This is a genomic window from Pseudomonas campi (genome assembly GCF_013200955.2).
Lineage (GTDB): Bacteria > Pseudomonadota > Gammaproteobacteria > Pseudomonadales > Pseudomonadaceae > Aquipseudomonas > Aquipseudomonas campi.
The window spans coordinates 2,285,303-2,309,532 of record NZ_CP053697.2 but is presented as its reverse complement, the minus strand read 5'-3'; the positions used below and the strand labels follow the sequence as shown (position 1 = coordinate 2,309,532).

The 24,230-nt window shown below is 63.9% G+C and carries 26 protein-coding genes and 1 pseudogene; 16 read left to right on the top strand and 11 right to left on the bottom strand.

Going from position 1 to position 24,230, the window contains the following annotated elements:
- Positions 1-66: 66 nt before the first annotated feature.
- The 4 genes from folE to HNE05_RS10760 all read right to left on the bottom strand — a co-directional run bounded on the left by folE (position 67) and on the right by HNE05_RS10760 (position 2,455).
- Positions 67-612, bottom strand: coding sequence for a GTP cyclohydrolase I FolE (gene folE, locus HNE05_RS10775; protein ID WP_173206837.1), 546 nt, complete (start codon positions 610-612; stop codon positions 67-69).
- Between the two features lie 95 nt (positions 613-707).
- Positions 708-1,265, bottom strand: coding sequence for a Smr/MutS family protein (locus HNE05_RS10770; protein WP_173206834.1), 558 nt, complete (start codon positions 1,263-1,265; stop codon positions 708-710).
- A gap of 33 nt (positions 1,266-1,298) precedes the next feature.
- On the bottom strand, positions 1,299-1,625 hold the full coding sequence (locus tag HNE05_RS10765) for a hypothetical protein (protein ID WP_173206831.1): 327 nt from the start codon (positions 1,623-1,625) through the stop codon (positions 1,299-1,301).
- 236 nt (positions 1,626-1,861) lie between these two features.
- Positions 1,862-2,455, bottom strand: coding sequence for a cysteine hydrolase family protein (locus HNE05_RS10760; RefSeq protein WP_173206827.1), 594 nt, complete (start codon positions 2,453-2,455; stop codon positions 1,862-1,864).
- A 145-nt stretch (positions 2,456-2,600) separates the two neighbouring features.
- Between HNE05_RS10760 and prmB the strand changes: the two genes are divergently transcribed.
- Positions 2,601-3,515 carry a 50S ribosomal protein L3 N(5)-glutamine methyltransferase gene (gene prmB / locus HNE05_RS10755; protein ID WP_173206822.1) on the top strand — a complete coding sequence of 305 codons (915 nt, stop codon included), beginning with the start codon at positions 2,601-2,603 and terminating at the stop codon, positions 3,513-3,515.
- Between the two features lie 165 nt (positions 3,516-3,680).
- Here the strand turns inward: prmB and HNE05_RS10750 are convergent, their stop codons facing one another.
- Entirely contained in the window at positions 3,681-4,463 is a 783-nt protein-coding gene (locus HNE05_RS10750; RefSeq protein ID WP_173206819.1) for a hypothetical protein, read from the bottom strand.
- Positions 4,464-4,630: 167 nt separating this feature from the next.
- On the opposite strand from HNE05_RS10750, the gene aroC reads away from it, so the two are divergent.
- The 5 genes from aroC (at position 4,631) to mtnC (ending at position 8,893) form a co-directional block, all read left to right on the top strand.
- On the top strand, positions 4,631-5,722 hold the full coding sequence (aroC, locus tag HNE05_RS10745) for a chorismate synthase (protein ID WP_173206817.1): 1,092 nt from the start codon (positions 4,631-4,633) through the stop codon (positions 5,720-5,722).
- Positions 5,719-6,873, top strand: a complete 1,155-nt coding sequence (locus tag HNE05_RS10740) for an MFS transporter (protein ID WP_173206815.1) — start codon at positions 5,719-5,721, stop codon at positions 6,871-6,873. Before aroC ends, HNE05_RS10740 begins: the two co-directional genes overlap by 4 nt.
- Positions 6,870-7,481 carry a methylthioribulose 1-phosphate dehydratase gene (locus HNE05_RS10735; RefSeq protein ID WP_173206813.1) on the top strand — a complete coding sequence of 204 codons (612 nt, stop codon included), beginning with the start codon at positions 6,870-6,872 and terminating at the stop codon, positions 7,479-7,481. Before HNE05_RS10740 ends, HNE05_RS10735 begins: the two co-directional genes overlap by 4 nt.
- Positions 7,482-7,503: 22 nt before the next feature.
- Entirely contained in the window at positions 7,504-8,049 is a 546-nt protein-coding gene (locus HNE05_RS10730) for a 1,2-dihydroxy-3-keto-5-methylthiopentene dioxygenase (RefSeq protein ID WP_173206811.1), read from the top strand.
- A 160-nt stretch (positions 8,050-8,209) separates the two neighbouring features.
- Positions 8,210-8,893, top strand: a complete 684-nt coding sequence (gene mtnC, locus HNE05_RS10725; RefSeq protein ID WP_173206809.1) for an acireductone synthase — start codon at positions 8,210-8,212, stop codon at positions 8,891-8,893.
- A gap of 98 nt (positions 8,894-8,991) precedes the next feature.
- Here mtnC and HNE05_RS10720 read toward each other — a convergent pair whose 3' ends face one another.
- Together HNE05_RS10720 and HNE05_RS10715 are read right to left on the bottom strand one after the other, a co-directional pair.
- The gene (locus tag HNE05_RS10720) at positions 8,992-10,137 is read right to left on the bottom strand and encodes a catalase family protein (protein ID WP_173206807.1); all 1,146 of its coding nucleotides are present in this window, start codon (positions 10,135-10,137) and stop codon (positions 8,992-8,994) included.
- 14 nt (positions 10,138-10,151) lie between these two features.
- Positions 10,152-12,026, bottom strand: coding sequence for a di-heme-cytochrome C peroxidase (locus tag HNE05_RS10715; protein WP_173206805.1), 1,875 nt, complete (start codon positions 12,024-12,026; stop codon positions 10,152-10,154).
- Positions 12,027-12,149: 123 nt separating this feature from the next.
- Here HNE05_RS10715 and HNE05_RS20570 point away from each other — a divergent pair, with 123 nt between their 5' ends.
- Together HNE05_RS20570 and HNE05_RS10705 are read left to right on the top strand one after the other, a co-directional pair.
- Complete coding sequence (locus HNE05_RS20570) at positions 12,150-12,278, top strand: hypothetical protein (RefSeq protein ID WP_275678355.1); 129 nt, start codon at positions 12,150-12,152, stop codon at positions 12,276-12,278.
- An 84-nt stretch (positions 12,279-12,362) separates the two neighbouring features.
- Positions 12,363-12,884: a DUF3429 domain-containing protein gene (locus HNE05_RS10705; RefSeq protein WP_240008748.1), complete on the top strand. Its 522-nt coding sequence runs from the start codon at positions 12,363-12,365 to the stop codon at positions 12,882-12,884.
- A gap of 3 nt (positions 12,885-12,887) precedes the next feature.
- Here the strand turns inward: HNE05_RS10705 and HNE05_RS10700 are convergent, their stop codons facing one another.
- Together HNE05_RS10700 and HNE05_RS20480 are read right to left on the bottom strand one after the other, a co-directional pair.
- Positions 12,888-13,502 (bottom strand): hypothetical protein, encoded by a 615-nt coding sequence (locus HNE05_RS10700; protein WP_219637190.1) that lies wholly within the window; start codon positions 13,500-13,502, stop codon positions 12,888-12,890.
- A gap of 8 nt (positions 13,503-13,510) precedes the next feature.
- Positions 13,511-13,763, bottom strand: a pseudogene (locus HNE05_RS20480) (methyl-accepting chemotaxis protein); the annotation flags it as partial.
- A 342-nt stretch (positions 13,764-14,105) separates the two neighbouring features.
- On the opposite strand from HNE05_RS20480, the gene HNE05_RS10695 reads away from it, so the two are divergent.
- Together HNE05_RS10695 and HNE05_RS10690 are read left to right on the top strand one after the other, a co-directional pair.
- Positions 14,106-14,939 carry an undecaprenyl-diphosphate phosphatase gene (locus tag HNE05_RS10695; RefSeq protein ID WP_173206803.1) on the top strand — a complete coding sequence of 278 codons (834 nt, stop codon included), beginning with the start codon at positions 14,106-14,108 and terminating at the stop codon, positions 14,937-14,939.
- 4 nt (positions 14,940-14,943) lie between these two features.
- Positions 14,944-15,642: a DUF1294 domain-containing protein gene (locus HNE05_RS10690; RefSeq protein WP_173206801.1), complete on the top strand. Its 699-nt coding sequence runs from the start codon at positions 14,944-14,946 to the stop codon at positions 15,640-15,642.
- 91 nt (positions 15,643-15,733) lie between these two features.
- On the opposite strand, the gene HNE05_RS10685 is transcribed toward HNE05_RS10690, so the two are convergent.
- Positions 15,734-16,084, bottom strand: a complete 351-nt coding sequence (locus HNE05_RS10685) for an MmcQ/YjbR family DNA-binding protein (protein ID WP_173211652.1) — start codon at positions 16,082-16,084, stop codon at positions 15,734-15,736.
- A 79-nt stretch (positions 16,085-16,163) separates the two neighbouring features.
- On the opposite strand from HNE05_RS10685, the gene HNE05_RS10680 reads away from it, so the two are divergent.
- From HNE05_RS10680 to HNE05_RS10655, 6 genes are all read left to right on the top strand, one after another.
- A complete protein-coding gene (locus HNE05_RS10680) occupies positions 16,164-16,670 on the top strand; it encodes a DUF1993 domain-containing protein (protein ID WP_173206798.1) in 507 nt (168 codons plus the stop codon).
- A gap of 343 nt (positions 16,671-17,013) precedes the next feature.
- Positions 17,014-18,135, top strand: a complete 1,122-nt coding sequence (locus HNE05_RS10675) for a branched-chain amino acid ABC transporter substrate-binding protein (protein WP_173206795.1) — start codon at positions 17,014-17,016, stop codon at positions 18,133-18,135.
- A 104-nt stretch (positions 18,136-18,239) separates the two neighbouring features.
- Positions 18,240-19,154 (top strand): ABC transporter permease subunit, encoded by a 915-nt coding sequence (locus HNE05_RS10670; RefSeq protein WP_173206791.1) that lies wholly within the window; start codon positions 18,240-18,242, stop codon positions 19,152-19,154.
- Positions 19,151-20,437, top strand: coding sequence for a high-affinity branched-chain amino acid ABC transporter permease LivM (gene livM, locus HNE05_RS10665; protein WP_173206788.1), 1,287 nt, complete (start codon positions 19,151-19,153; stop codon positions 20,435-20,437). The genes HNE05_RS10670 and livM overlap by 4 nt, the downstream gene beginning before the upstream one ends.
- Positions 20,434-21,309 (top strand): ABC transporter ATP-binding protein, encoded by an 876-nt coding sequence (locus HNE05_RS10660; RefSeq protein WP_173206785.1) that lies wholly within the window; start codon positions 20,434-20,436, stop codon positions 21,307-21,309. Before livM ends, HNE05_RS10660 begins: the two co-directional genes overlap by 4 nt.
- On the top strand, positions 21,306-22,022 hold the full coding sequence (locus tag HNE05_RS10655) for an ABC transporter ATP-binding protein (RefSeq protein WP_173206782.1): 717 nt from the start codon (positions 21,306-21,308) through the stop codon (positions 22,020-22,022). Before HNE05_RS10660 ends, HNE05_RS10655 begins: the two co-directional genes overlap by 4 nt.
- An 86-nt stretch (positions 22,023-22,108) precedes the next feature.
- Here the strand turns inward: HNE05_RS10655 and HNE05_RS10650 are convergent, their stop codons facing one another.
- The gene (locus HNE05_RS10650; protein WP_173206779.1) at positions 22,109-23,695 is read right to left on the bottom strand and encodes an ABC-F family ATPase; all 1,587 of its coding nucleotides are present in this window, start codon (positions 23,693-23,695) and stop codon (positions 22,109-22,111) included.
- Positions 23,696-24,230 lie beyond the last annotated feature (535 nt).

Below are 24,230 nucleotides of genomic sequence, written 5' to 3'. Positions count from 1 at the left end.
ACCGGATATCGATTAGCTCGCCATAAAAAACCGGCCCTGGAGGCCGGTTTTCTGTTGCAGCGGCAATCAGCCGATCAGGCTGAGGAACTCGCTGCGGGTGGCGGCGTTTTCGCGAAACTCGCCGAGCATCACCGAGGTGACCATCGACGAGTTCTGCTTCTCCACGCCGCGCATCATCATGCACATGTGCTGCGCTTCGATGACCACCGCCACGCCGAGGGCGCCGGTAACCTGCTGGATCGCCTCGGCGATCTGCCGGCTGAGGTTTTCCTGGATCTGCAGGCGGCGGGCGTACATGTCGACGATCCGCGCGACCTTGGACAGGCCCAGTACCTTGCCGCTGGGAATGTAGGCCACATGGGCCTTGCCGATGAACGGCAGCAGATGGTGCTCGCACAGCGAGTACAGCTCGATGTTCTTTACCAGCACCATTTCGCTGTTGTCGGAGCTGAACAGGGCGCCGTTGGTGACTTCTTCGAGGGTCTGCTGGTAGCCCTTGCAGAGGTACTGCATGGCTTTGGCGGCACGTTTTGGCGTGTCGAGCAGTCCTTCGCGGGACACGTCCTCGCCGAGCTGGCCGAGGATGGCGGTGTATTGCTGTTCCAGGGACATGGGTCTTCCTGTGGAGTCAAAAAATCGCAGAGGCGCAGGGTAGGGCGCAGCTGCCGGACTGGCAAGGGCGCATTGCGCCAGATCGACGGGCCTGGCTACTCGTCGCGGCCATCCATCATGGTGCGCTTGAGCAGCACATAGACTGCACCGGCGCCACCATGTTTGGGCAGGCAAGAGGTGAAACCGAGCACCTGCTGGTGCTGACGCAGCCAGGTGTTGACGTGGCTCTTGATCAGCGGGCGCTTGCCATCTTTGCGCGCGGCCTTGCCGTGGGTCACGCGCACGCAGCGCACTTCCATCTTGGCCGCTTCGGCAAAGAAGTCCCAGAGGATTTCGCGGGCTTTTTCCACGCTCATGCCATGCAGGTCGAGGCTGCCTTCGAAAGGCACCTGGCCGGCCTTGAGCTTGCGCAGCTGGCTGTCCTGCACACCGTCACGGGCCCAGTACAGCTCGTCCTCGGCGCCGACGTCGATGACGAACAGGTCGGACAGGCCATCGACCGTGACGCTGTCGGTCTTCAGCGTGGCGGCCTGGCGCAAGATGTTCAGGCGTTGGCGGTCAGCCTTGGCTTTGCCGGTATCGGCGCGGTCATGGCTGATCGGTTTGACGCCCCGCACGGCGGATTGGAATAGAGATAAGTCGTCGTCTTGCATAGTGCCTCCACACAGGAGGCCAGTTTACCGGGATCAGCCGCGCTTTTTCAGCAGGCGTGGCGACAGGCTCAGTTCATTGCTGTAACGCTGGCGCATCTGTCGGCGGCAGCGGCGCCACAAACTCACGCCGAGCCACAGCAGCAACAGGCCGCCGAGCAGCAGGGTGATGGCGGCGCCGATGCTGTCATTCAGCGCGCCTAGCGCTGCCGGGCGGCCAAGCAAGGTGGATGCCCCGGCCAGCGTCAGCAGGACACCCAGACTGGCCAACAACGCCGCGAACATGGCACCGAGACGCCAGCGCAAGCCACCGGGGCCGCGCGGGCGCAGGCGGCGAGCATCAAAACCTTCAGACAACTTCATCCCGATTTCCTCATGGGCTATCGGCGCTATGACCGGCCCTGGCTGCCAGGGTTCCGTTCGCGGGGTGCAGCCGTGAGGCTGCTGAGTAGCGGGTCAGAACCTGTTTACGCTCTCGCGAGCTAGAGACAGACAAGGCAAAACTGGCCGAGGGAGCGGAGTTTACGATTTGTAAATGAGCATCCCGAGGTCAGTTTTAACGCGGTATGGCCGACGCGCAGCAGAGCGTAGACAGGTTCTCAGATCAGCGCGTGGGCCTGGGGCACCACAATCGCGTAGTTATCGGCCAGGGCCGCCATCTCCATGCGGTGCAACTGGCGGGCGCCGATCAGTTCACCGGCATAGGGCAGGTCGCGGGTGGCACAGGCGCTGTCTACCAGGGTGCAGCGGTAGCCGTAGTCCTTGGCCGCACGCACAGTGGTGCTGATGCTGGAGTGGGTCATGAAGCCGCAGACGATCAGGTCGAGGTGGCCGAGTTGCTGCAGGCGCTCGTGCAGGTCGGTGCCGGCGAAGGCATTGGGCAGGCGCTTCTCGATCACCGCTTCGCCGCCTTCCGGCTCCAGGCCGGCGAGGAAGTGACCACGCGGGCCTTGGGGGTCGAGCAGGCCACCGGGGATGCCGAGGTGACGCACATGCACGACGGGGGTGCCGAGGCGGCGGGCGGCCTGCAGCAGGGTGGTGATTTCCGCCACGGCAGCGTCCACGTCCGGCAGCTGCAAGACACCGCTGCGATACTCTTCCTGCGCGTCGATGATCAGCAGGGTGGCCTTGCCCAGGGTGGCGGGTGCATAACCACGACCAGTCAACTGGAACAGGGTTTTGGGATCGGACATGACGCAGGCTCCTGATGTGGCTGTGGCTCTATTCTCTGCTTGCCAGAGCCATCTGTGAACCTTTGCAGCACAACGCGCCGATTCGCCGGGGCAATTTGCTTGCACTTGCGGCTAGAATCGCCCACCCGTTCTGGAGGTTTGTCCCGTGTCCCAATCCCGCCTGCGCACCGTGCGCGACCACATTCGCTGGGCTGTCAGCCGTTTTCATGACGAGCAGCTGTTCTTCGGCCATGGCACCGACAATGCCTGGGATGAGGCGCGCCAGCTGGTACTCGGCGCCTTGCACCTGCCATGGGAAATCGCCGATGCCTACCTCGACTGCCGCCTCGAAGAGGATGAGCAGGAGCACCTGCTGGCGCTGCTGAAACGGCGTATCGAAGAGCGCGTACCGACGGCTTACCTGCTGGGTGAAGCCTGGTTCTGTGGCCTGCCCTTTATCGTCGACGAGCGTGTGCTGGTGCCGCGCTCGCCGATTGCCGAGCTGATCGGCCAGCACTTCGCGCCCTGGCTGCCGGCCGAGCCGGCGCGCATCCTCGATCTGTGTACCGGCTCCGGTTGCATCGGCATCGCCTGCGCCTTTGCCTTCCCCGAGGCCGAAGTGGTGCTGGCCGACCTGTCCTTCGAGGCCCTCGAAGTGGCCAACCAGAACATCGAGCGACATGAACTGGACGAGCGCGTGTACACCGTGCAGGGCGATGGTTTCGCCGGGCTACCGGGCCAGCGTTTCGACCTGATCGTGTCCAACCCGCCCTATGTCGATGCCGAAGATTTCGCCGACATGCCGGCCGAGTACCAGCACGAACCTGAGCTGGGCCTGGCCTGCGGCGACGATGGCCTGGACCTGGTGCGACGCATGCTGGCCGAGGCCGCCGATCACCTGAGCGAGCAGGGCACCCTGATCATCGAGGTGGGCAACAGCCAGGTGCATGTCGAGGCGCTGTACCCGGAGGTTGACTTCACCTGGCTGGAGTTCGAACAGGGTGGCCACGGCGTGTTCCTGCTGGCGGCCAAGCAGTGCCGCGAGCATCAGGAGCTGTTCCGCTCGCGGCTGAACGGCTGAGCCGGTGTAGCCCGGATGAAATCCGGGAGCCTGCATCCCGTCGGGCCAATATTCCCGGATTGCATCCGGGCTACCGGCTAAGCGTTTTGTAGGAGCGAGCTCTGCTCGCGAAGCTGTTGCTCTGCCAATTTCGAGAGCAGAGCTCGCTCCTACATGAGTGCTCGCTTAGCGGGTAGCGATCCAGATCAGCAGCCCGGCCTGGAACAGCGCCAGGGTCACCAGGCAGCCGATGGTGAAGCGCAGGCTGCTGTCTTCGCGCTTGAGCAGTTCGATCTTGCGTTCCAGCTTGCCGATCTTCACCTCCTGCTCGTGCAGGCTCTGGTCGGCTTGCTGCAGCATGGCCCCGGCTTCGAGCGGCTCCACCTGCTGCAAACGTTCGCGATTCCACTCGCCCACCAGGGCGCTGACGCTTTTTGCCCCGTAGGTGGCCTTCAGCTGCAGCAGGTCCTGGTACTCGACCTCGAACCCCAGGGCGCGCAGGAAGTGGTCGCGGCGCAGGCGGGCGTCGTCGCTGAGGATGTCCTTGACCGCCAGGGCACCGCCCTCGACCTGATAGTTGGGCCAGCGCTGACGGGCCCAGAGAATGCCCTGGGCCATCAGGAAACGGCCGATGCCGCGATTGACCGGTTCGATCTGCAGGCCCTTGTCGGCGCCGAAGCGCACTTCGCGGCTGCGGTGGTCGGCCCAGATTTCCAGCACATTCTGCTCGCGCCGCACGCGTTGCCCCGGCAGGTCGATGCTCAGGCGCAGCAAGCTCTGCTCCGGGCTGTGGCGTTCGGTGCGGCCGAGCTGAACGAAACGCAGCGGCCGCGCGCCGGTATGCCGATCGGTCGGCAGCGGGGCCAGGCGCAGCAGGCGCAATTGTTCGGCCGGCAGGTCCTGCCAGGGATGCGGCTGCGGCGCGGCGGGCACTTCATCTGCGGGTTGCTGGGCGTCGGTATCGGTCATGGCGGGCGTCCTTGGGCCAGGCGGGCGGGGCACTGGTATGCGAATTATCGACTGTTTCTGCGCAATCTGGAGGCTGGCAGTTTGCTAGTGGCGCTTCGCAGGTGAACTGACCGGGCACCGCGGGTATACTGGTGCCCCCTCGTTCAGGCCCTCGCGGAGCTTTCTGCATGTCCGGCAATACCTACGGCAAGCTGTTCACCGTCACCACCGCAGGCGAAAGCCATGGTCCGGCGCTGGTCGCCATCGTCGACGGTTGCCCGCCGGGCATCGAGCTGTCCCTGGAAGACATGCAGCGCGACCTGGACCGACGCAAACCGGGCACCAGCCGCCACACCACCCAGCGCCAGGAAGACGACGAAGTCGAAATTCTCGCCGGCGTCTTCGAGGGCAAGACCACCGGTTGCGCCATCGGCCTGCTGATTCGCAACACCGACCAGAAGTCCAAGGACTACTCGGCGATCAAGGACCTGTTCCGCCCGGCCCACGCCGACTACACCTACCACCACAAGTACGGCATCCGCGACTACCGTGGCGGCGGCCGCAGCTCGGCGCGCGAGACCGCCATGCGCGTCGCCGCCGGCGCCATTGCCAAGAAGGTGCTGGCCGCTTTCGGTATCCGCGTGCGGGGCTACATGAGCCAGCTCGGCCCGATCGAGATCCCGTTCAAGACCTGGGACAGCGTCGAGCAGAATGCCTTCTTCAGCCCCGACCCGGACAAGGTGCCGGAGCTGGAGGCCTACATGGACCAGCTGCGCCGCGACCAGGACTCGGTCGGGGCAAAGATCACCGTGGTCGCCGAAGGCGTGATGCCAGGCCTCGGCGAGCCGATTTTCGACCGCCTGGACGCCGAACTGGCCCACGCGCTGATGAGCATCAACGCGGTCAAGGGCGTGGAAATCGGCGCCGGCTTCGCCTCGGTGGCCCAGCGCGGCACCGAGCACCGTGACGAGCTGACCCCGGAAGGTTTCCTGTCGAACAACGCTGGCGGCATCCTCGGCGGTATTTCCTCCGGCCAGCCGATCGTCGCCCACCTGGCGCTCAAGCCAACCTCCAGCATCACCACCCCGGGCCGCTCCATCGATGTCGACGGCAACCCGGTGGAAGTAATCACCAAGGGTCGCCATGACCCTTGCGTGGGCATCCGTGCCACGCCGATCGCCGAGGCGATGATGGCCATCGTCCTGCTCGACCACCTGCTGCGCCACCGCGCGCAGAATACCGGCGTGAAGGTCAATACACCGGTACTCGGCCAACTGTGACGACAGCCGCGCTGCCGTACTGGCGCCTGTCCGGCTTCTACCTGTTCTACTTCGCCCTGCTGGGTGCCACGGCACCCTTCCTGGCGTTGTATTTCGACTTCCTCGGCTTCAGCCCGGCGCGCATCGGTGAGCTGGTGGCCATCCCCATGTTGATGCGCTGCGTGGCACCCAACCTGTGGGGTTGGCTCGGTGATCGCAGTGGCCAGCGTCTGCGCATCGTGCGCTTCGGCGCGGTCTGCACGCTGCTCAGCCTGAGCCTGATCTTCGTCGACCAGAGCTATGCCTGGCTGGCTCTGGTGATGGCTCTGCACGCCTTCTTCTGGCACGCGGTGCTGCCGCAGTTCGAGGTCATCACCCTGGCTCACCTGCAGGAGCAGACGGCGCGCTATTCGCAGATCCGCCTGTGGGGCTCAATCGGCTTCATCCTCAACGTGGTTGGCCTGGGCAAGCTGTTCGAGGTCTACAGCCTGGCGATCTACCCCTGGACGCTGCTGCTGATCATCGCCGGTATCGCCCTGAGCAGCTTCTGGGTGCCTAACGCCACGCCGCAGGCAAACAACAGTGCGGGCGGCGAGGGCGGTTTCTTGGCCCAGCTGCGGCGGCCGGGTGTGCTGGCCTTCTACCTGTGCGTGGGGCTGATGCAGATGTCCCACGGGCCGTATTACACCTTCCTCAGTATCCATCTGGAGTCGCTTGGCTACAGCCGCGGGGTGATCGGGCTGCTGTGGGCCCTGGGCGTGGTGGCGGAGATCGTGCTGTTCCTGTTCATGACCCGCATCCTCGCGCGTTTCTCCTTGCGCCAGGTACTGGCGGCCAGTTTTGCCCTGGCGGCGCTGCGCTGGTTGCTGCTGGGCAACCTGGCCGATCACCTAGCCGTGCTGCTGTTCGCCCAGCTGATGCATGCCGCCACCTTCGGCAGCTTCCATGCTGCCGCGATCCACTTCGTCCAGCGCAGTTTCGGCGCCAACCAGCAGGGCCAGGGCCAGGCGTTGTATGCGGCCATGGCCGGTATTGGCGGGGCGCTGGGGGCGTTGTATTCCGGCTATAGCTGGAACAGCCTGGGGCCGGCCTGGACCTTTGCCATCGCCAGCTTGGTCGCGCTGGCCGCGACCCTTATCATTGCCACCCGATTGCGCGAGGAGCAGGCATGAACCGCGAACAACTCGCCGAGCAGATCATCGAGGCCGGGCGTTTTCTCTACGGCCGCGGCTGGTCGCCGGCCACCAGCAGCAACTATTCGGCGCGCCTGAGCGCTGAGCAGGCGCTGCTCACCGTCTCCGGCAAGCACAAGGGCCAGCTCGGCCCGGACGACGTGCTGGCCACCGACCTCGACGGCAACAGCCTGGAGCCGGGCAAGAAGCCTTCGGCCGAGACGCTGCTGCACACCCAGCTGTACCGCTGGCAGCCGCAGATCGGCGCGGTGCTGCATACCCATTCGGTCAACGCCACGGTGCTGTCGCGCCTGACCCTGGCCGATTCGCTGCTGTTCGCCGATTACGAACTGCAGAAGGCCTTCGCCGGCGTCAGCACCCACGAGTGTCAGGTCGAGGTGCCGATCTTCGCCAACGACCAGGACATCGCTCGCCTGGCGTCGGAGGTGCAGCTCTGGCTCGATGAGCACCCGGATTGCGTCGGCTACCTGATCCGCGGCCACGGCCTGTACACCTGGGGCGCGCAGATGAGCGACGCCCTGCGCCAGATCGAAGCCTTCGAATTCCTGTTTGAGTGCGAGCTGAAAGTTCGCGCCTTGCAGCGCTAAGCATCCCGCAGAGGACATTGCCATGAGCAGCCTTACCGTCTACCACCAGTCCAGCCCGGACGTGCCGAACAAGATGCTGACCCACCTGGAAGACATCGCCAGCACCCTGGGCGCAGTCGGCGTGCGCTTCGAGCGCTGGCAGGCCGCCGCGAAGATCCAGCCGGGCGCCAGCCAGGACGAGGTGATTGCCGCCTATCGCCCGCAGATCGACCAACTGATGCGCGAGCAGGGCTATGTCACCGTCGACGTGGTCAGCCTGAACAAGGATCACCCGCAGAAGGACGAACTGCGCGCCAAGTTCCTCGACGAGCATCAGCATGGCGAGGACGAGGTGCGCTTCTTCGTCGCCGGGCGTGGTCTGTTCAGCCTGCATATCGATGACTACGTCTACGCCGTGCTGTGCGAGAAGAATGACCTGATCTCGGTGCCGGCCGGCACGCGCCACTGGTTCGACATGGGCGAGTTCCCGCACTTCGTGGCGATTCGCCTGTTCAACAATCCCGAGGGCTGGGTGGCCAACTTCACCGGCGACGAGATCGCCAGCCGCTTCCCGCGTTTGGAAGACTGATCACTTAACCCTCTCCCTAGCCTCTCCCATAAATGGGAGAGGGGACTGCTGCGGAGCTGCCGGCGGAGCGTAAGCCAGCCTGAGCGCACCGAGCCGCTTGTCTCCCCTCGCCCGCTTGCGGGAGAGGGGCCGGGGAGAGGGAAACTCAACTGGAGCCCCCATGCCGATCAAAGCCATCCTCACCGATATTGAAGGCACCACCAGTTCGGTGAGCTTCGTCTTCGACGTGCTGTTTCCCTATGCCGCGCGGCATCTGCCGGATTTCGTGCTGAACCACGCCGATGAGCCGCTGCTGATCGAGCAACTGGACGCGGTACGGGCGCAAAGCGGCGAGGCGGATGCCGACCTGATCCGCGTCATCGAGATTCTGCTTGGCTGGATCGCCGAAGACCGCAAGGCCACGCCGCTCAAGGCGCTGCAGGGGATGATCTGGGCCGAAGGCTACCAGGCCGGGCAGCTCAAGGGGCATGTCTACCCGGATGCGGTGGAGGCGCTCAAGCGCTGGAAGGCCGAGGGCTATGGGTTGTATGTCTACTCGTCCGGCTCGATTCAGGCGCAGCAGCTGATTTTCGGCTGTTCCGAGGCGGGCGACCTGACCCCGCTGTTCAGCGGCTATTTCGATACCACCAGCGGGCCCAAACGCGAGGCGGACTCCTACCGGCGTATCGTCGAGAGCATCGGCCTGCCAGCCGAGGAGATTCTGTTTCTCTCCGATATCGTCGAGGAACTGGATGCCGCCCAGCAGGCCGGCCTGCAGACCATTGGCCTAGCCCGCGAGGGGGGCGAGCTGCGCGGCCACGACACGGTGGCCAGCTTTGCGGTCATCGATCTCGACCGTTTCTAGCCGTAGCCCGGATTCAATCCGGGGAAGCAGGCAACTCTGTTCCCGGATTGCATCCGGGCTACAACGGCACAAGGCCGCCCGAGGGCGGCCTGCTTGTTTCAGTGCGCCTGTGGCGCGGCGTTGCGCTGGTGGCGGTACACGCTGACCGCTTCATACACGGCCTTGCGCAGGCGGTTGATGCCGCCAATCGGCCGATGCTCGGGCAGGGCGTGCCAGGGGTTGAACGATAGGTTGTCGCAGAGCAGGTTCTGCTCGCGGCTATCGAAGTCCTGGGCCGGCACCTTGATGGTTGCCACGGTCTCGAAGGGCGAGATGGCTTCGCTCCATTCCACGCTGGGGTCTTCGATCGGCATGTAGTGCTCGGGGTTCTGCCGCTGCACCTGCAGGGCGAAACAGGCCGGCACTCGATCCAGCGACAGCTGCTGGTACAGGGCGCTGCGCAGGAAGTTGGGCAGGTCGGCGTTCTGCTCCGGTAGTTCGTAGGACGGGCAGCTGGCCGGGTCGGGGATGACCCGATACTTGATGTTGTGTGGGCCGAGCTTGAACGGCGCGATGGAGTTGTAGGTGGTGGCCACCGGGCTTTCCGGTGCTGGGCTGAGGGTTTTCAGGGCGATGATCAGGTGGCGGATTTCCCAGCTGCGCGGGTCCCAGCTGGGGAAAAAGGCGAGGACTTTCTGGCCGCTGGCCTGGGCGGCGAAGTTCTGTTTGTACTCGGCCACATCGCGGACGAAGAACACCGGATGGTTGAACATCACGAAGTCCTGGTTGCCAGCGGTGGCAGGGCTGCTGAGCAGTTTGTCACCCGGCACGTCGAGCAGCTTGATGGCCATGCCGCGGGCATCGCGGGCGCGGTCGAACTGCGGGTAGGCGTTGCCGTTGGACAGACGCATCCAGGCTTGCCAGGTTTTGCCCGGCTCGCTGAGCACACCTTGGCGCAGGCTCGCATCCAGGGTCGGCAGCACGCTGACTTCGGCTTTCACGCAGCCGTGGGCCTTGGCATGGGCGTCGCGCAGCACGCGGGTGTTGTCGCGGTGCTGCTCGACCACGCTGATGGCGTCTTCGATGATGCCCTGGGTGAGGGCGGCCTCATCGGCCGGGATCTGCTCCTCTGTCGACACCGGGCCGGAAAACTTCCAGCCGTAATACAGCGCACCGATAGCCCAGCCCAGCAGGCCGAGCAGGAGCAGGGTGAGTAGCAGCTTGCCGAGCAGGCGGCCGAGCCACAGCCAGAAACGCTTGAGCATGGTGGATATCCTTGTCAGATCTGGCAGCTGGGGCCAGGGGTCCAGGCTTTTGCTTCGACGGGCTTGAGCTGGCCTTCCAGCGCCGGATCACCCATGACCTTGAGGTATTCGATCAGCGCCCAGCGTTCCTCCGGGGCCAGCGCGCGGCCAATCACCCCGTCGACCCGGCAGCCGTCGCGGAATTCGTGGCCGCGGTTGCTGTTGCCGGTGATACGGGTGTCAAACAGGAAGCCGCCATCGAACTTACCGGTGAGGAAACCGGCGCGCTTGGGGTCGTACTCGAAGTTGCCGACCCAGAATTGCTTGTCACGTTCGACCACGGGCGAGAGCAGCTGAAACAGGTTGGGTACCGAGCCGTTGTGCAGGAAGGGCGGAGTGGCCCAGATACCGTTTAACGGGCGCGCCTTGTAGCCGCGCTTCTCCTGCACGCCGATGGCCAGGCCGTAGCCGTCCATGCGCCAGCGCTCACGCGGCTGAATGCCGGCATCCTGGTAAGCGCGGTTTTCCACATAGGCGGTGATGTAGGCCAGGCCCTTGGCGCTGGAGATGCTGGCGAAGTCGACCTCGTCGAGGCTGGCGCCGAACAGTTTGACGTCCAGCTTGGCCAGTTCTTCCTTCTTCCAGCCCAGCTTGCTGATATCGAAGCGGTGGTCGGCGATGTTGTCGGCGGTGGTCGGATCGGTGCCGATGATCCGTGTCGGCACGATGCGCATGCGCCATTCCGGATCGCGCGCGGCGGCCAGGCGCTCGTCACGCGGCTTGGGATCGGGCGCATGGCAGTAGGCGCAGTTCTCGCTGAACAGGGCGCGACCCTGGCTGGCCAGCCCGACATCGACCTTGCCCAGCACTGCTTCCGGCCAAACCGGTGGTTTCAGCTGCTTGAGGGTTTCTTCCAGGGTGTAGAGGTCACGCAGGCGCACGCTGGAGGGATAGCGTTCGGCCTCGCTCAGTTGTCCGCCATTCTCGTCGAACAGGTGCAGGGTGGCCCCGACGCCCAGGGCCTCGCCGATATTGCGCGCCATCGGCTGCATGGCCGAGCCGTTCCACTGTACCCAGTCGAACTTCCAGATATCCCACACCTGCGGGTAGCTGACCGGGGCGTTGGCCACCCGGTAGTTGCTGGCGTCGATGGCATCACCGAACACACTGTTGGCGATGCGGCCGAAGGCATCGGTACGGCCGAAGCCTTCCTCGGTGGGGTAGAGGCCGCGGTCCCAGTCGTTCATCGCGGTGCCGAGCAGACGGTCGAGGACCACCTTGAAGTCCGTGCGCAGCTGTTTTTTGCCCTGGTCGTAGTTGTCGCCCAGCACCGTCTTGGCGAAGCGCTTGAACTTGATCGGGTTGTAATAGGTAAACGCCATGCTCATGCCCAGCGCCTGACCGAAGCTGCCGCCCTTGAGGGTGGGGACTGTGGAGGCCAGCGAGTGCAGGGCGGCGCCGCCATCAATGCGGATGGCCTGGCCCTGGTAGCGCAATTCGCCGGTGTGGCAGGCGGAGCAGGTGATATCGAGGAACTGCGCGCCACTTTCCACGTCCTGGTGGCGGGCGAAGCCGACCGGCAGGTTGCCGGGGTTGAGCGCACTGGCCTGCTGCTGCGGATCGGTGAGGAAACCGAAGCGGGCCAGGTAGTCGGGGGTGGCGAACTTGTCGGTGGAGAAGGGCAGCTCCAGCGCGGTGAACCAGTCATAGCGCAGGCCTTTGACCTGGGTGCCTTGCGGTGTGTAGTAGTAGGTCTGGCGCGCTTTCTCATCCCATTGGCCGAGGTAATGCACCTGGCTGGGCGGGCTGAACGGCGGCAAATTGGGCTTGGCGATGTAGTAGAGCACCACGGCGCCAGCGAGCAGGGCGAGCAGCACGACCAGGTACAGGGCACGGCGCAGGATTCGCATACTTCAACATCCGTGTGGCGATTTTGTTATGGGGTACGTTTATGCCAATCCGGTGGCTGGATGGCAAGTAGCCATTCCAAACTTGTCAGTCTGATGTCTGCTAAATCATACAAGGAGCAAGACATGCACGATTTCAACGCCAGCCAGCCGCCGCTGCTGGCCCGGCTGCTGGGTTATGCCGGTTTGCTGCCGTTCATTTCCGGCGCCTTGGGGGTGTGGCTCATACCCCTGGGATGGCGCCCGTGGGTCTAGGGTCTGTTCCCGATTCGTTCACGGCCGCGACGGAGCCCGTTTTTGCGCGGAGCTAGGCGCGAGACGCGAGGTTTGGTCGTCCAAATGAGCCGTCGAGTAACGACGTTCCGCGCAAAAATGGGCCCGTCCCTGCGGGTTGCGCGCAAAATCGCGCCATGCGTCGTTGCGGGACTTGCCAAGGGAATGACCATTGCCTGCGTCCCGCGCCTAGCCTGGCGCGATTTTGCGCAGCAACGCGGTTCGCGAACGAATCGGGAACAGACCCTGGAGGCCTTGCTCGATTATGCCGCCGTGATCCTGGCCTTCATGGGCGCCATTCATTGGGGGTTGGCCATGCGTGCGGAGCAGCAGGAAACTGCTGCACGTCTGCAGCTGGGGCTTTCGGTGATTCCGCCCCTGCTGGGCTGGCTGGCGATTGCCGGCAATCTGCCGTACGGCCTGGCGTTGCCCCTGTTGTTGCTGTGCTTTGGCGCGCTCTATCTGGCCGATTTGCGGGCCGTGAGCCTGGGCCTGGCGCCGCGCTGGTATCCGGCCCTGCGCTGGCCGCTGACGCTGATTGTCTGCGGCAGCCTATTGCTGGCCTGGGGCAGTGTGCTGCTGGGCTGACTTTCAGCAGTCCAGGCTGTCGGCCTGGCGATAGAGCGCCAGCAGCTTGCGGGTGATGGTTTGCTGGATATCGTCGCGCTCGAAGGTCGACAGACGGGTGAGCCGCTGTACCTGCAGGCGGTGCAGGTGGATGTAGGGCATCTGCTGGTCGAACTCGCGCAGATCCCCTTTCATCATGATCGGCAGGAACACGTCGCCAATCTTCTTCTGGTTACTGATGATCTGCGCCAGGGCCTGCTTGAACGGCATGGTCTTGGGCGCCGGGCCACCATTCTTCATCTGCGTGGTCAGCAGCAGCCCCGGCTTGCCCAGCACCACGCCCGGCAGTACGCACAGCCCGGTCTGGCGCACGGCGGCGATCTCGATGCCGTGCAGGGTGTCGTGGAAGGCGTAGGGGTTGGGTAGCACCACCATCTTGCGCCCCTGGTCACTGGGGAAGTGCAGGTTGTAGTTGGTGTAGAGCTGGCGTACCGACTCGGAATAGACGCACAGGCGGTTCTCGAACAGCTTGATGAAGCGTTCGGCCAGCTCGCGGCGGGCGATGCTGTCCAGATCCCAGATCAGGTCCTGGTTCTGTGGCCGGCTCAGGTCGACTTCCTGGTGTTCCATGCTGCTCATTCAGCCCCTCATACACGAAATTGGTCCAGCAACGGGTTGCGTTGCCTTGCCGGGTGGCCCAGGTGCTGGCGGGTCTCACTGGATTGATCGGCGGCCAGGGCACTTTCATGAGCCAAGGGGGCAGCCGGGAGTGACAGTGTGATTGATATCGTCAAGCACATGCGACTGTTGCAGAGTGGCACTGGCGACTAAAGCATTCAAGCCCGTGAGATTACCCGGAGAGCTGGCAATCTGCCTCAGGCTGTCTCCGCTCGGGCGCGCCTACCCGGCGTGGTGTGGATCACTTGGCTGCGGATCAGCCCCCTGGCGGGTTACGCGGCCTCTTCGCGCTTGAGCGTGCCGCGGCTTGTCAGCCCCTGACACAGGGGCTGGATGCCGCTGGCGCTGGTTGATCGGCAGGCTGTTCATGGGCGTTGGGCGCCGCTCTGGTAGGGGGTGCCTCTGTCGGCAGCGAACCATCAGCCTGGAAGCTGTGCAATTAGCTGCCGGCCCGGGCGGCGAGCAGGTCGCTGCTCTGGTAGGATGCCGTGCCTTTTTCACCTGACGCTTCAGGTGCCCAATCGAGTTGTGGCCCGCCAACCCTGGCGTGCCGAGAGGTTTTTCATGGATTTATGGACTGCTCTGCAGGTACTGATTCTTGGCGTGGTCGAGGGGCTGACGGAGTTCCTGCCGATTTCCAGCACCGGCCATCAGATCATCGTCGCCGACCTGATCGGCTTCGATGGCGACCGGGCCAAGGCCTTCAACATCATCATCCAGCTCGGCGCCATCCTCGCGGTGGTCTGGGAGTATCGCCGCAAGATCCTCACCGTTGCCTTCAATGTGCCTCGGCAGGCACAGGCGCAGCGGTTCACCCTCAATCTGCTGATTGCCTTCATGCCGGCGGTGGTGCTGGGAGTGGCCTTTTCCGACCAGATCCACCATTACCTGTTCAACCCCATCACCGTTGCTGTGGCCTTGGTAGTGGGCGGGGTCGTAATGCTGTGGGCCGAGCAGCGCCAGCATGAGGTGACGGTCGAGGAAGTCGACGACATGACCTGGAGGGAAGCCCTGAAGATCGGCTGCGCCCAGTGCCTGGCGATGATTCCCGGCACCTCGCGCTCGGCCTCGACCATCATCGGTGGCCTGCTGTTTGGCCTGTCGCGCCGCGCCGCTACCGAGTTTTCCTTCTTCCTGGCCATGCCGACCATGGTCGGTGCGGCGGTCTATTCCGGCTACAAGTACCGCGAGCTGTTCCAGCCCGGTGATCTGCCGGTGTTCGCCCTGGGCTTTGTGGTGTCCTTCGTCTTCGCCATGATCGCCGTGCGCGCGTTGCTCAAGTTCATCGCCAACCACAGCTATGCGGTGTTCGCCTGGTACCGCATCGTTTTTGGTCTGCTGATCCTCGCCACCTGGCAGTTCGATCTGATCGACTGGGCCACCGTGCAGGCCCACTGAAAGCATGCAGGCGACTGAGAAACGCGGCACCCTGAAAAGCTGGAACGATGCCAAGGGCTTCGGTTTTATCCAGCCGGAGCAGGGCGGTGAGCAGCTGTTTGTGCATGTCTCGGCGCTGCGCGGTGAGCGCCGTCCACAGCCCGGTGAAACGGTGCTGTTCGTGCCCGGCAAGGATGCCCAGGGGCGGCTGCGCGCCGAGCACATGCGCTTCGAAGGGCTGAGCCTGGATCGTCCGGCGATTCGGCGAAAGTCGCGTGCGGCTGCAGTGGAGCCCGTACCGCGCGCATCTCGCGCTGTCACGGGCGCTATTCAGCAACTGCCGCTTAAACTGATCATTCTGCTGGTGCTGTGCGCGCTACCGCTGGCCGGGGCCCTGCAGCTCTGGCTGGGCGCCGGTGTGGCGTGGGCGTTGGGCGCCTATGCGCTGCTCAGCCTGATCAGCTTCGGCCAGTACTGGAACGACAAGCGCAGCGCGCAGAAGGGCCGCTGGCGTACTCCCGAAAGCCAGCTGCAACTCGTGGCCCTGCTCGGCGGTTGGCCCGGTGCACTGGTGGCGCAGCAGGTGTTTCGGCACAAGACGCGCAAGCTGCCGTTCCAGCTGCTGTTCTGGCTGATCGTCCTGCTGCATCAGGGCTTCTGGTTCGACCATTTGCTGCTGGATGGCCGTTTTCTTGGCGCCTATCTGCACGGTGTCCTGCCGTAGCCAGCTCCAAGGCCAGTAACGCAGGCTGCGCTGCGCGCACCAGGGCTGATCTGCGGGCTTTCTGCTGCTACGGATAATCCGAGACAGGCGCTTACTGATCGAGCAGCAGGCCGACCTGGCGAATCTTCGGCAGTTTGCGCACCACCAACTGGTGCGAGCGGCGCAGCAGGTCGCGCAGTTCCTCGTCGCCGAGCGGCCAGGGTGGCGCCATGCTGATCCAGTAGGCTCGCGCCAGATAAGGCGCGGGACGGATGCCGGGGCGGTCGACAAAGCCGAGGAACAGCTCCTTGTCGACCTTGAAGGCCAGCTTGTTGCCGAGAAAGTCGAGAATGGCGAACATCTTGTTGTCGGCGATGGAAAACACCCGGTTCTCGCCCCATTTAAGGTCTTCGCGGGCGCCGGGCAGGCTCAGGCAATACTCGGCTATCTGTGCGGCTGTCATCAAGATGCAGTCTCCCTTGGCTGAACTGCAGCTACCCTAGCAGAGTCCTACAGCCATCATTCCTAGAGGAGTCACTTCGATGTCGCTTTCCATGTACCAAGCTTCGATTCCGGTGTTCGTGCGTATGTTCGGCAACCTTTCGGCCATCCTCGACAAGGCTGCCGCCTATGCCGACGCGAAGAAGATCGACCCTGCCGTATTGCTCAATGCGCGTCTGGCGCCCGATATGCACCCGCTGACCCGCCAGGTGCAGATCGCCAGCGATGCCGTCAAAGGCTGTGCCGCCCGCCTGGCCGGCGTGGAGATTCCCAGTTACGCCGATACCGAGAGCAGCTTCGCCGAGCTGCAGGCGCGCATTCAGAAGACGGTGGACTTTCTCAAGGGTTTCAGTCCCGCGCAGATCGACGGCAGCGAGGGTAGGGAGGTCGTGCTCAAGTTCCCGGGCGCCGAGATGAAGTTCACGGGCCAGGATTATCTGCAGCATTTCGTGTTGCCGAATTTCTACTTTCACGTCACCACGGCCTACGCCATCCTCCGCCATAACGGCCTGGCAATCGGCAAGATGGACTACCTGGGCGGCGTCTGATCTGAGCCTGCGGCCGATGGTGACAGGCCAGGCAGAGATGGCCTGCTCTCGGTATTCAGGCGCTGGCGCCTGCTGGTGCGGATGGGTGGATGCAGCGCACTGAAACTGGGCGGGTAAGCAAAGCATGGCGACAGGCCTCGCTTGCAACAGTAAAACCTGGTCCGCAGGGCAGGCGGTCCAGGTTTCTGGGGAGCCTGCAGTCGTGACGATTTTGGATAAATTTTCATAAAGGCCTGCTTCTTTATTAGCGCCCTCCGTTTTTTCTGCTTGGATTCTTGAGGCATCCGCTGGCATACGCCTTGCTGTCGCAGGTTGCCAACACCTAAAACCTCAGGAGTACACCATGTCGCAGAAGATTTTCAGAAAAGGCTTTCTGGCTCTCGCTGTCAGCACCGCGATGGGCGCTTCTTCCTTCACCCTGGCCGATGTCGTCATCGGCGTGGCCGGCCCGCACACGGGGCCCAACGCCTCGTTCGGCGAGCAATACTGGCGTGGCGCTACTCAGGCCGCCGAGGACATCAACGCCGCTGGCGGCATCAACGGCGAGCAGATCAAACTGGTCAAGGCCGACGACGCCTGCGAGCCGAAGCAGGCCGTGGCGGTGGCCAACCGCCTGGTGGATTCCGACAAGGCGGTCGGCGTGATCGGCCACTTCTGTTCTTCCTCGACCATTCCGGCCTCCGAGGTGTACGACGAGGCCGGCATCATCGCCATCACCCCGGCCTCGACCAACCCGCAAGTGACCGAGCGCGGCCTGCCCGGCATGTTCCGCATGTGCGGGCGTGACGACCAGCAGGGCGTGGTGGCCGGCGACTACCTGGTGGACAAGCTCAAGGCCAAGAAGATTGCGGTGATCCATGACAAGGACACCTATGGCCAGGGCCTGGCCGACGCGACCAAGGCGCAGTTGGCCAAACGCGGCATCGAGCCGGTGTTGTACGAGGGCCTGACCCGCGGCGAGAAGGACTTCAACGCCCTGGTCACCAAGATCCGCTCGGCCGGTGCCGAAGTGGTCTATTTCGGTGGTTGCCACCCGGAAGCCGGTCCGCTGGTACGCCAGATGCGTGAGCAGGGCGTCACCGCCGCTTTCGTTTCCGGTGACTGCGTAGTGACCGACGAAATGGTCACCACCGCCGGTGGCCCGCAATACACCAAGGGTGTGCTGATGACCTTCGGCGCCGACCCACGCCAGCTGGCGGAAGGCAAGGCGGTGATCGAGAAGTTCCGCGCCAATGGCTTCGAGCCCGAGGGTTACACCCTGTATGCCTATGCCTCGGTTCAGGCCCTGGCTGCGGCCTTCAAGGGCGCCGGCGGCAGCGAGGGCGGTAAGGCCAGCGAATGGCTGAAGGCCAATAGCGTCGATACCGTGATGGGCAAGAAGTCCTGGGATGGCAAGGGAGACCTGCAAGTCTCCGACTACGTGATGTACGAGTGGGACGACAAGGGCAAGTACCACCAGCAGTGATCGACTCGCACGCTCCGGCCCGCCATGGCAGGCCGGGCGCTGCGTCTGCATGATCGCGGCCTCGCGCGGCGGTCGTCCTTGTCCACGCCTATGAGACTTATTTCATGGACGGCATCTTCCTGCAGCAAATGATTAACGGCCTGACCCTCGGCGCGGTCTATGGCCTGATCGCCATCGGCTACACCATGGTTTACGGCATCATCGGCATGATCAACTTCGCCCACGGCGAGGTGTACATGATCTCTGCCTACCTGTCGGCCATCACCCTGGCCCTGCTGGCCTTCTTCGGCCTCGAATCCTTTCCGCTGCTGATCCTCGGCACGCTGCTGTTCACCATCTTCGTCACCGGTATGTATGGCTGGGTGATCGAACGCATCGCCTACAAGCCGCTGCGCAACTCTACGCGCCTGGCGCCGCTGATCAGCGCCATCGGCATGTCGCTGATCCTGCAGAACTACGTGCAGATCAGCCAGGGCGCGCGCCAGCAGGGCGTACCGACCCTGCTCGATGGCGCGTTCCGCTTTCCTATCGGTGAGGGCTTCGTCCAGCTCACCTACACCAAGGTGTTCATCCTCATCGCCGCCTTCGTCGGCATGGGCGTGCTCACCTACGTAATCCAGCACACCAAGCTCGGCCGCATGTGCCGCGCTACCCAGCAGGATCGCAAGATGGCCTCGATCCTCGGCATCAACACCGACCGGGTGATCTCCTACGTGTTCGTCATCGGCGCCGCCATGGCCGCGCTGGCCGGTGTGCTGATCACCATGAACTACGGCACCTTCGACTTCTATGCCGGCTTTGTCATCGGCATCAAGGCGTTCACCGCGGCGGTGCTCGGTGGCATCGGCTCGCTGCCGGGGGCGATGCTCGGCGGGTTGATTCTCGGCGTGGCCGAGGCGCAGTTCTCCGGCATGGTCAACACCGACTACAAGGATGTGTTCAGCTTCGGCCTGCTGGTAATCATCCTGATTTTCCGGCCGCAAGGGCTCCTGGGCCGTCCCCAGGTGGCGAAGGTATGAGCCTGCCTGCCAGCACCCAGGGCTGGGACCTGAAGAAAAGCTTGCTGGATGCACTGCTCGCCGGCCTGATCGCCCTGATCGTGTTCGGCCCCATCGTCGGCGTGGTGCTCGACGGCTACAGCTTCAACCTGCAACCGCAGCGGCTCGGCGTGGTGATCGGTGTGGTCATGCTCGGCCGCCTGCTGCTCAGCCTGTATCTGCAGAGTGCTAGCGGTGTCGCGCTGCTGGCGCGCTTCGAAGGCAACGCTTCGGGTGTGCACGTGCGGCCGCCGGACTACCAGTCGCGGCTGCGCTGGATCATCCCGTTGCTGCTGGTGGTGGCGCTGGTCTTCCCGTTCTTCGCCAGCAAGTACCTGCTCACGGTGGTCATTCTCGGCCTGATCTACGTGCTGCTGGGGCTGGGCCTGAACATCGTGGTCGGCCTGGCCGGCCTGCTCGACCTCGGCTACGTGGCCTTCTACGCCATCGGCGCCTACGGCCTGGCGCTGGGCTACCAGTATCTCGGCCTGGGCTTCTGGACGGTGTTGCCTTTGGCGGCATTGCTGGCGGCAGCGGCGGGGGCGTTGCTGGGCTTCCCGGTGCTGCGCATGCACGGCGACTACCTGGCCATTGTCACCCTCGGCTTCGGCGAGATCATCCGCCTGGTGCTCAACAACTGGCTGAGCTTCACTGGCGGGCCGAACGGCATGTCGGTGCCGTCGCCGAGCTTTTTCGGCCTGGAGTTCAGCCGCCGCGCCAAGGACGGCGGAGTGCCGTTCCATGAATTTTTCGGCGTCGCCTACAACCCCAACCTGAAGTTCCTGTTCATCTACGTGGTGCTGTTCCTAGTGGTGATGCTGGTGCTGTACATCAAGCACCGTCTGACACGCATGCCCGTCGGCCGCGCCTGGGAAGCGCTGCGCGAAGACGAGATCGCCTGCCGCGCCATGGGCCTCAATCATGTGCTGGTGAAGCTCTCGGCCTTCATGATTGGCGCCTCCACCGCGGGGCTGGCCGGGGTGTTCTTCGCCAGCTACCAGGGCTTCGTCAACCCGTCGTCCTTCACCTTCTTCGAGTCGGCGCTGATTCTCGCCATCGTCGTGCTCGGCGGCATGGGCTCGACGGTGGGTGTGGTGATCGCCGCCTTCGTACTGACGGTGGCGCCGGAGCTGCTGCGCAGTTTCGCCGACTACCGCGTGTTGCTGTTCGGCATGCTCATGGTGCTGATGATGATCTGGCGCCCGCGTGGGCTGATCCGCATCAGTCGTACCGGGGTCACGCCGCGTAAGGGGGTGGCGCCATGAGCGACGAGATGATTCTCAGGGTCGACAGCCTGATGATGCACTTCGGTGGCATCAAGGCGCTCAACGACGTCAGCCTGCAGGTCAAACGCCACTCGATCTCGGCGCTGATCGGCCCCAACGGTGCCGGCAAGACCACGGTGTTCAACTGCCTCACCGGCTTCTACCAGGCCACCGGCGGTAGCATCAAGCTGCACGCGCGGGGCACCGTCACCGACGTGATCCAGGTACTCGGCGAGCCGTTCCGGCCGAGCGACTTCGTGGCCCCGGCCACCCTGGCCAGCCGCATCTGGTTCAAGATGTTCGGCGGTACCCATCTGGTCAACCGAGCCGGTCTGGCGCGCACCTTCCAGAACATCCGCCTGTTCAAGGAAATGTCGGTGGTGGAGAACCTGCTGGTGGCCCAGCACATGTGGGTCAACCGCAGCCTGCTGGCCGGCGTGTTCAATACCCGCGGCTACCGCAAGGCCGAGGAGGACGCGCTCAACCACGCCTTCTACTGGCTGGAGGTGGTCGACCTGGTGGACTGCGCCAACCGCCTGGCCGGTGAGCTGTCCTACGGCCAGCAGCGCCGCCTGGAAATCGCCCGGGCCATGTGCACGCGGCCGCAGCTGATCTGCCTGGATGAACCGGCCGCCGGCCTCAATCCGGCGGAAACCGAGGCCTTGAGCGCGATCATCCGCAAGCTGCGCGACGAGCACGAGATGACCGTACTGCTGATTGAGCACGACATGGGCATGGTGATGAGCATTTCCGACCATATCGTCGTGCTCGACCACGGTGTGGTGATCGCCGAGGGCGGGCCGGCTGAGATTCGTCACGACCCGAAAGTGATCGCCGCCTACCTGGGCGCGGACGAGGAGGAGCTGGCATGAGCGAGCCGCTCCTCGAACTGAAGGACGTCGACGTGCACTACGGGGTGATCCAGGCGCTGAAGAAGGTCAGCCTGCACATCAACGAAGGCGAGACGGTGAGCCTGATCGGCTCCAACGGTGCCGGCAAGTCCACGCTGCTGATGTCGATCTTCGGCCAGCCGCGCGCCTCGGCAGGGCAGATCCTCTTTCGTGGCACCGACATCACCCACAAGTCCTCGCACTACGTCGCCTCCAACGGCGTGGCGCAGGCGCCGGAAGGGCGCCGGGTGTTCCCCGACATGAGTGTGGAAGAGAACCTGCTGATGGGCACCATCCCGATCGGCACGGCGCATGCCGACGAGGACATGCAGCGCATGTTCGAGCTGTTCCCGCGGCTCAAGGAGCGGCGCAATCAGCGTGCCATGACCATGTCCGGCGGCGAGCAACAGATGCTCGCCATTGCCCGTGCGCTGATGAGCCGACCCAAGCTGCTGCTGCTCGACGAGCCCTCGCTGGGCCTGGCGCCAATCGTGGTCAAGCAGATCTTCCAGACCCTGCGCGAGCTGGCTCAGACCGGCATGACCATCTTCCTGGTGGAGCAGAACGCCAACCACGCGCTCAAGCTGTCGGATCGCGCCTACGTGATGGTCACCGGAGAAATTCGCCTGAGCGGTACCGGCGCGGAGCTGCTGGGCAACCAGGAGGTGCGCAACGCCTACCTGGGCGGGCATTGAGCCGCCCATAAACAAAAAGGGCATCCCGTGGGATGCCCTTTTTGTTTATGCCGCTAGCAGGTGGTGCGAGCGTTCAGGCCGTTGCCTTAAACAATCACACCTTGGCTGCGCAGGTAGTCGTCATAGGTCCCGCTGAAGTCGGTGATGCCGTTCGGCGACAGCTCGATGATGCGCGTGGCCAGGGAGCCGACGAACTCGCGGTCATGGCTGACGAAGATCAGCGTGCCCGGGTAGTTTTCCAGCGCCAGGTTGAGCGACTCGATCGATTCCATGTCCAGGTGGTTGGTCGGTTCGTCCATCACCAGCACGTTGGGCTTCTGCACGATCAGCTTGCCGAACAGCATGCGGCCTTGCTCACCACCGGAGATGACTTTGACCGACTTGAGGATCTCGTCGTTGGAAAACAGCATGCGGCCGAGGGTGCCACGCACCATCTGCTCGCCCTGGGTCCACTGGCTCATCCAGTCGAACAGGGTAACGTCGTCTTCGAAGTCGTGGGCGTGGTCTTGGGCGTAGTAACCCAGTTCGGCGCTATCGGTCCATTTCACCGAGCCGGCGTCCGGGGTCAGCTCGCCGACCAGGGTGCGCAGCAGGGTGGTTTTGCCGATGCCGTTGGGGCCGATGATGGCGACGCGCTCGCCGGCTTCGACCTGGAAGCTGAAGTTCTTGAACAGCGTCTTGCCGTCGAAGCCCTTGGCCATTTTGTCGACCATCACGGCCTGGCGGTGCAGCTTCTTGTTCTGCTCGAAGCGGATGAACGGGCTGACGCGGCTGGACGGCTTGACCTCGGCCAGCTGGATCTTGTCGATCTGCTTGGCGCGGCTGGTGGCCTGCTTGGCTTTCGAGGCGTTGGCCGAGAAGCGGCTGACGAAGCTCTGCAGTTCGTTGATCTGCGCCTTCTTCTTGGCGTTGTCCGACAGCAGCTGCTCGCGCGACTGGGTCGCTGCGGTCATGTACTCGTCGTAGTTGCCCGGGAACAGGCGCAGCTCGCCGTAGTCCAGGTCAGCCATGTGGGTGCACACGCTGTTCAGGAAGTGACGGTCGTGCGAGATGATGATCATGGTGCTGTTGCGCTGGGTGAGGATGTTTTCCAGCCAGCGGATGGTGTTGATGTCCAGGTGGTTGGTCGGTTCGTCCAGCAGCAGCACTTCCGGGTCGGAGAACAGCGCCTGGGCCAGCAACACACGCAGCTTCCAGCCCGGCGCTACTTCGCTCATCGGGCCGAAGTGTTGTTCCAGCGGAATGCCCAGGCCGAGCAGCAGTTCTCCGGCGCGCGATTCGGCGGTGTAGCCATCCATTTCGGCGAACTCACCTTCCAGCTCGCCGACCTTCATGCCGTCTTCTTCGCTCATCTCCGCCAGCGAATAGATACGGTCGCGCTCGGCCTTGACCTTCCACAGCTCCTCGTGACCCATGATCACGGTGTCGATCACGCTGAACTGCTCGTAAGCGAACTGATCCTGGCGCAATTTACCCAGGCGCACGTTCGGCTCGAGCATCACCTGGCCGCCGGACGACTCCAGATCGCCGCCAAGAATTTTCATAAAGGTCGACTTGCCGCAGCCGTTAGCCCCGATCAGGCCGTAGCGGTTGCCGCCGCCGAACTTGACGGAAACGTTCTCGAACAGGGGTTTGGCCCCGAATTGCATGGTGATGTTGGCGGTGGAGATCACGAATCAGATCCAGAAAGCGGGCGCGCAGGCGCGAAAGGGGCGCGATTGTACAGCTTTCTGCATGGGGAAGGGCAGCCAGTAGGATGGATGGGCTCAGCGCCTGGTGCCGGCAGGGCGCGGAGCGGTTTGGGATAGTCGAGCTACAGGCCGTCGCAGTCGCCGTCAGAAACGCCTGGAAGCCAGTGCCTTTGCGGCTCTCGTAGAGATCGCGGTGCGCGCCCTGGCGGGCGCATGGGCTGATCTGTAGCGTCTGTGCCGTGATGAGCAGCATGCGCAACCCGGCGTATTCGCCGTCGCACAGATGCAGGCGGTTGATCGGCAAGCTATTGGCGACGGACGTAGGTAAGGTATCGATATCCCGGCGGCCCTGCACGGCGGCGAGCGTTCGTTCGAGTCAGTGTGCCAGTTACCCAGCCCGTCGCCGAATAGAGTGCGAGTAGCGTTTCAATCATCGGTGCAGCAGCCTTCATCACTGCCTGCTAAATCTGCAGCAAGAGAAGCCGCTTTGAGGGGCTTTGCCTCCTAAGCCCCTTCT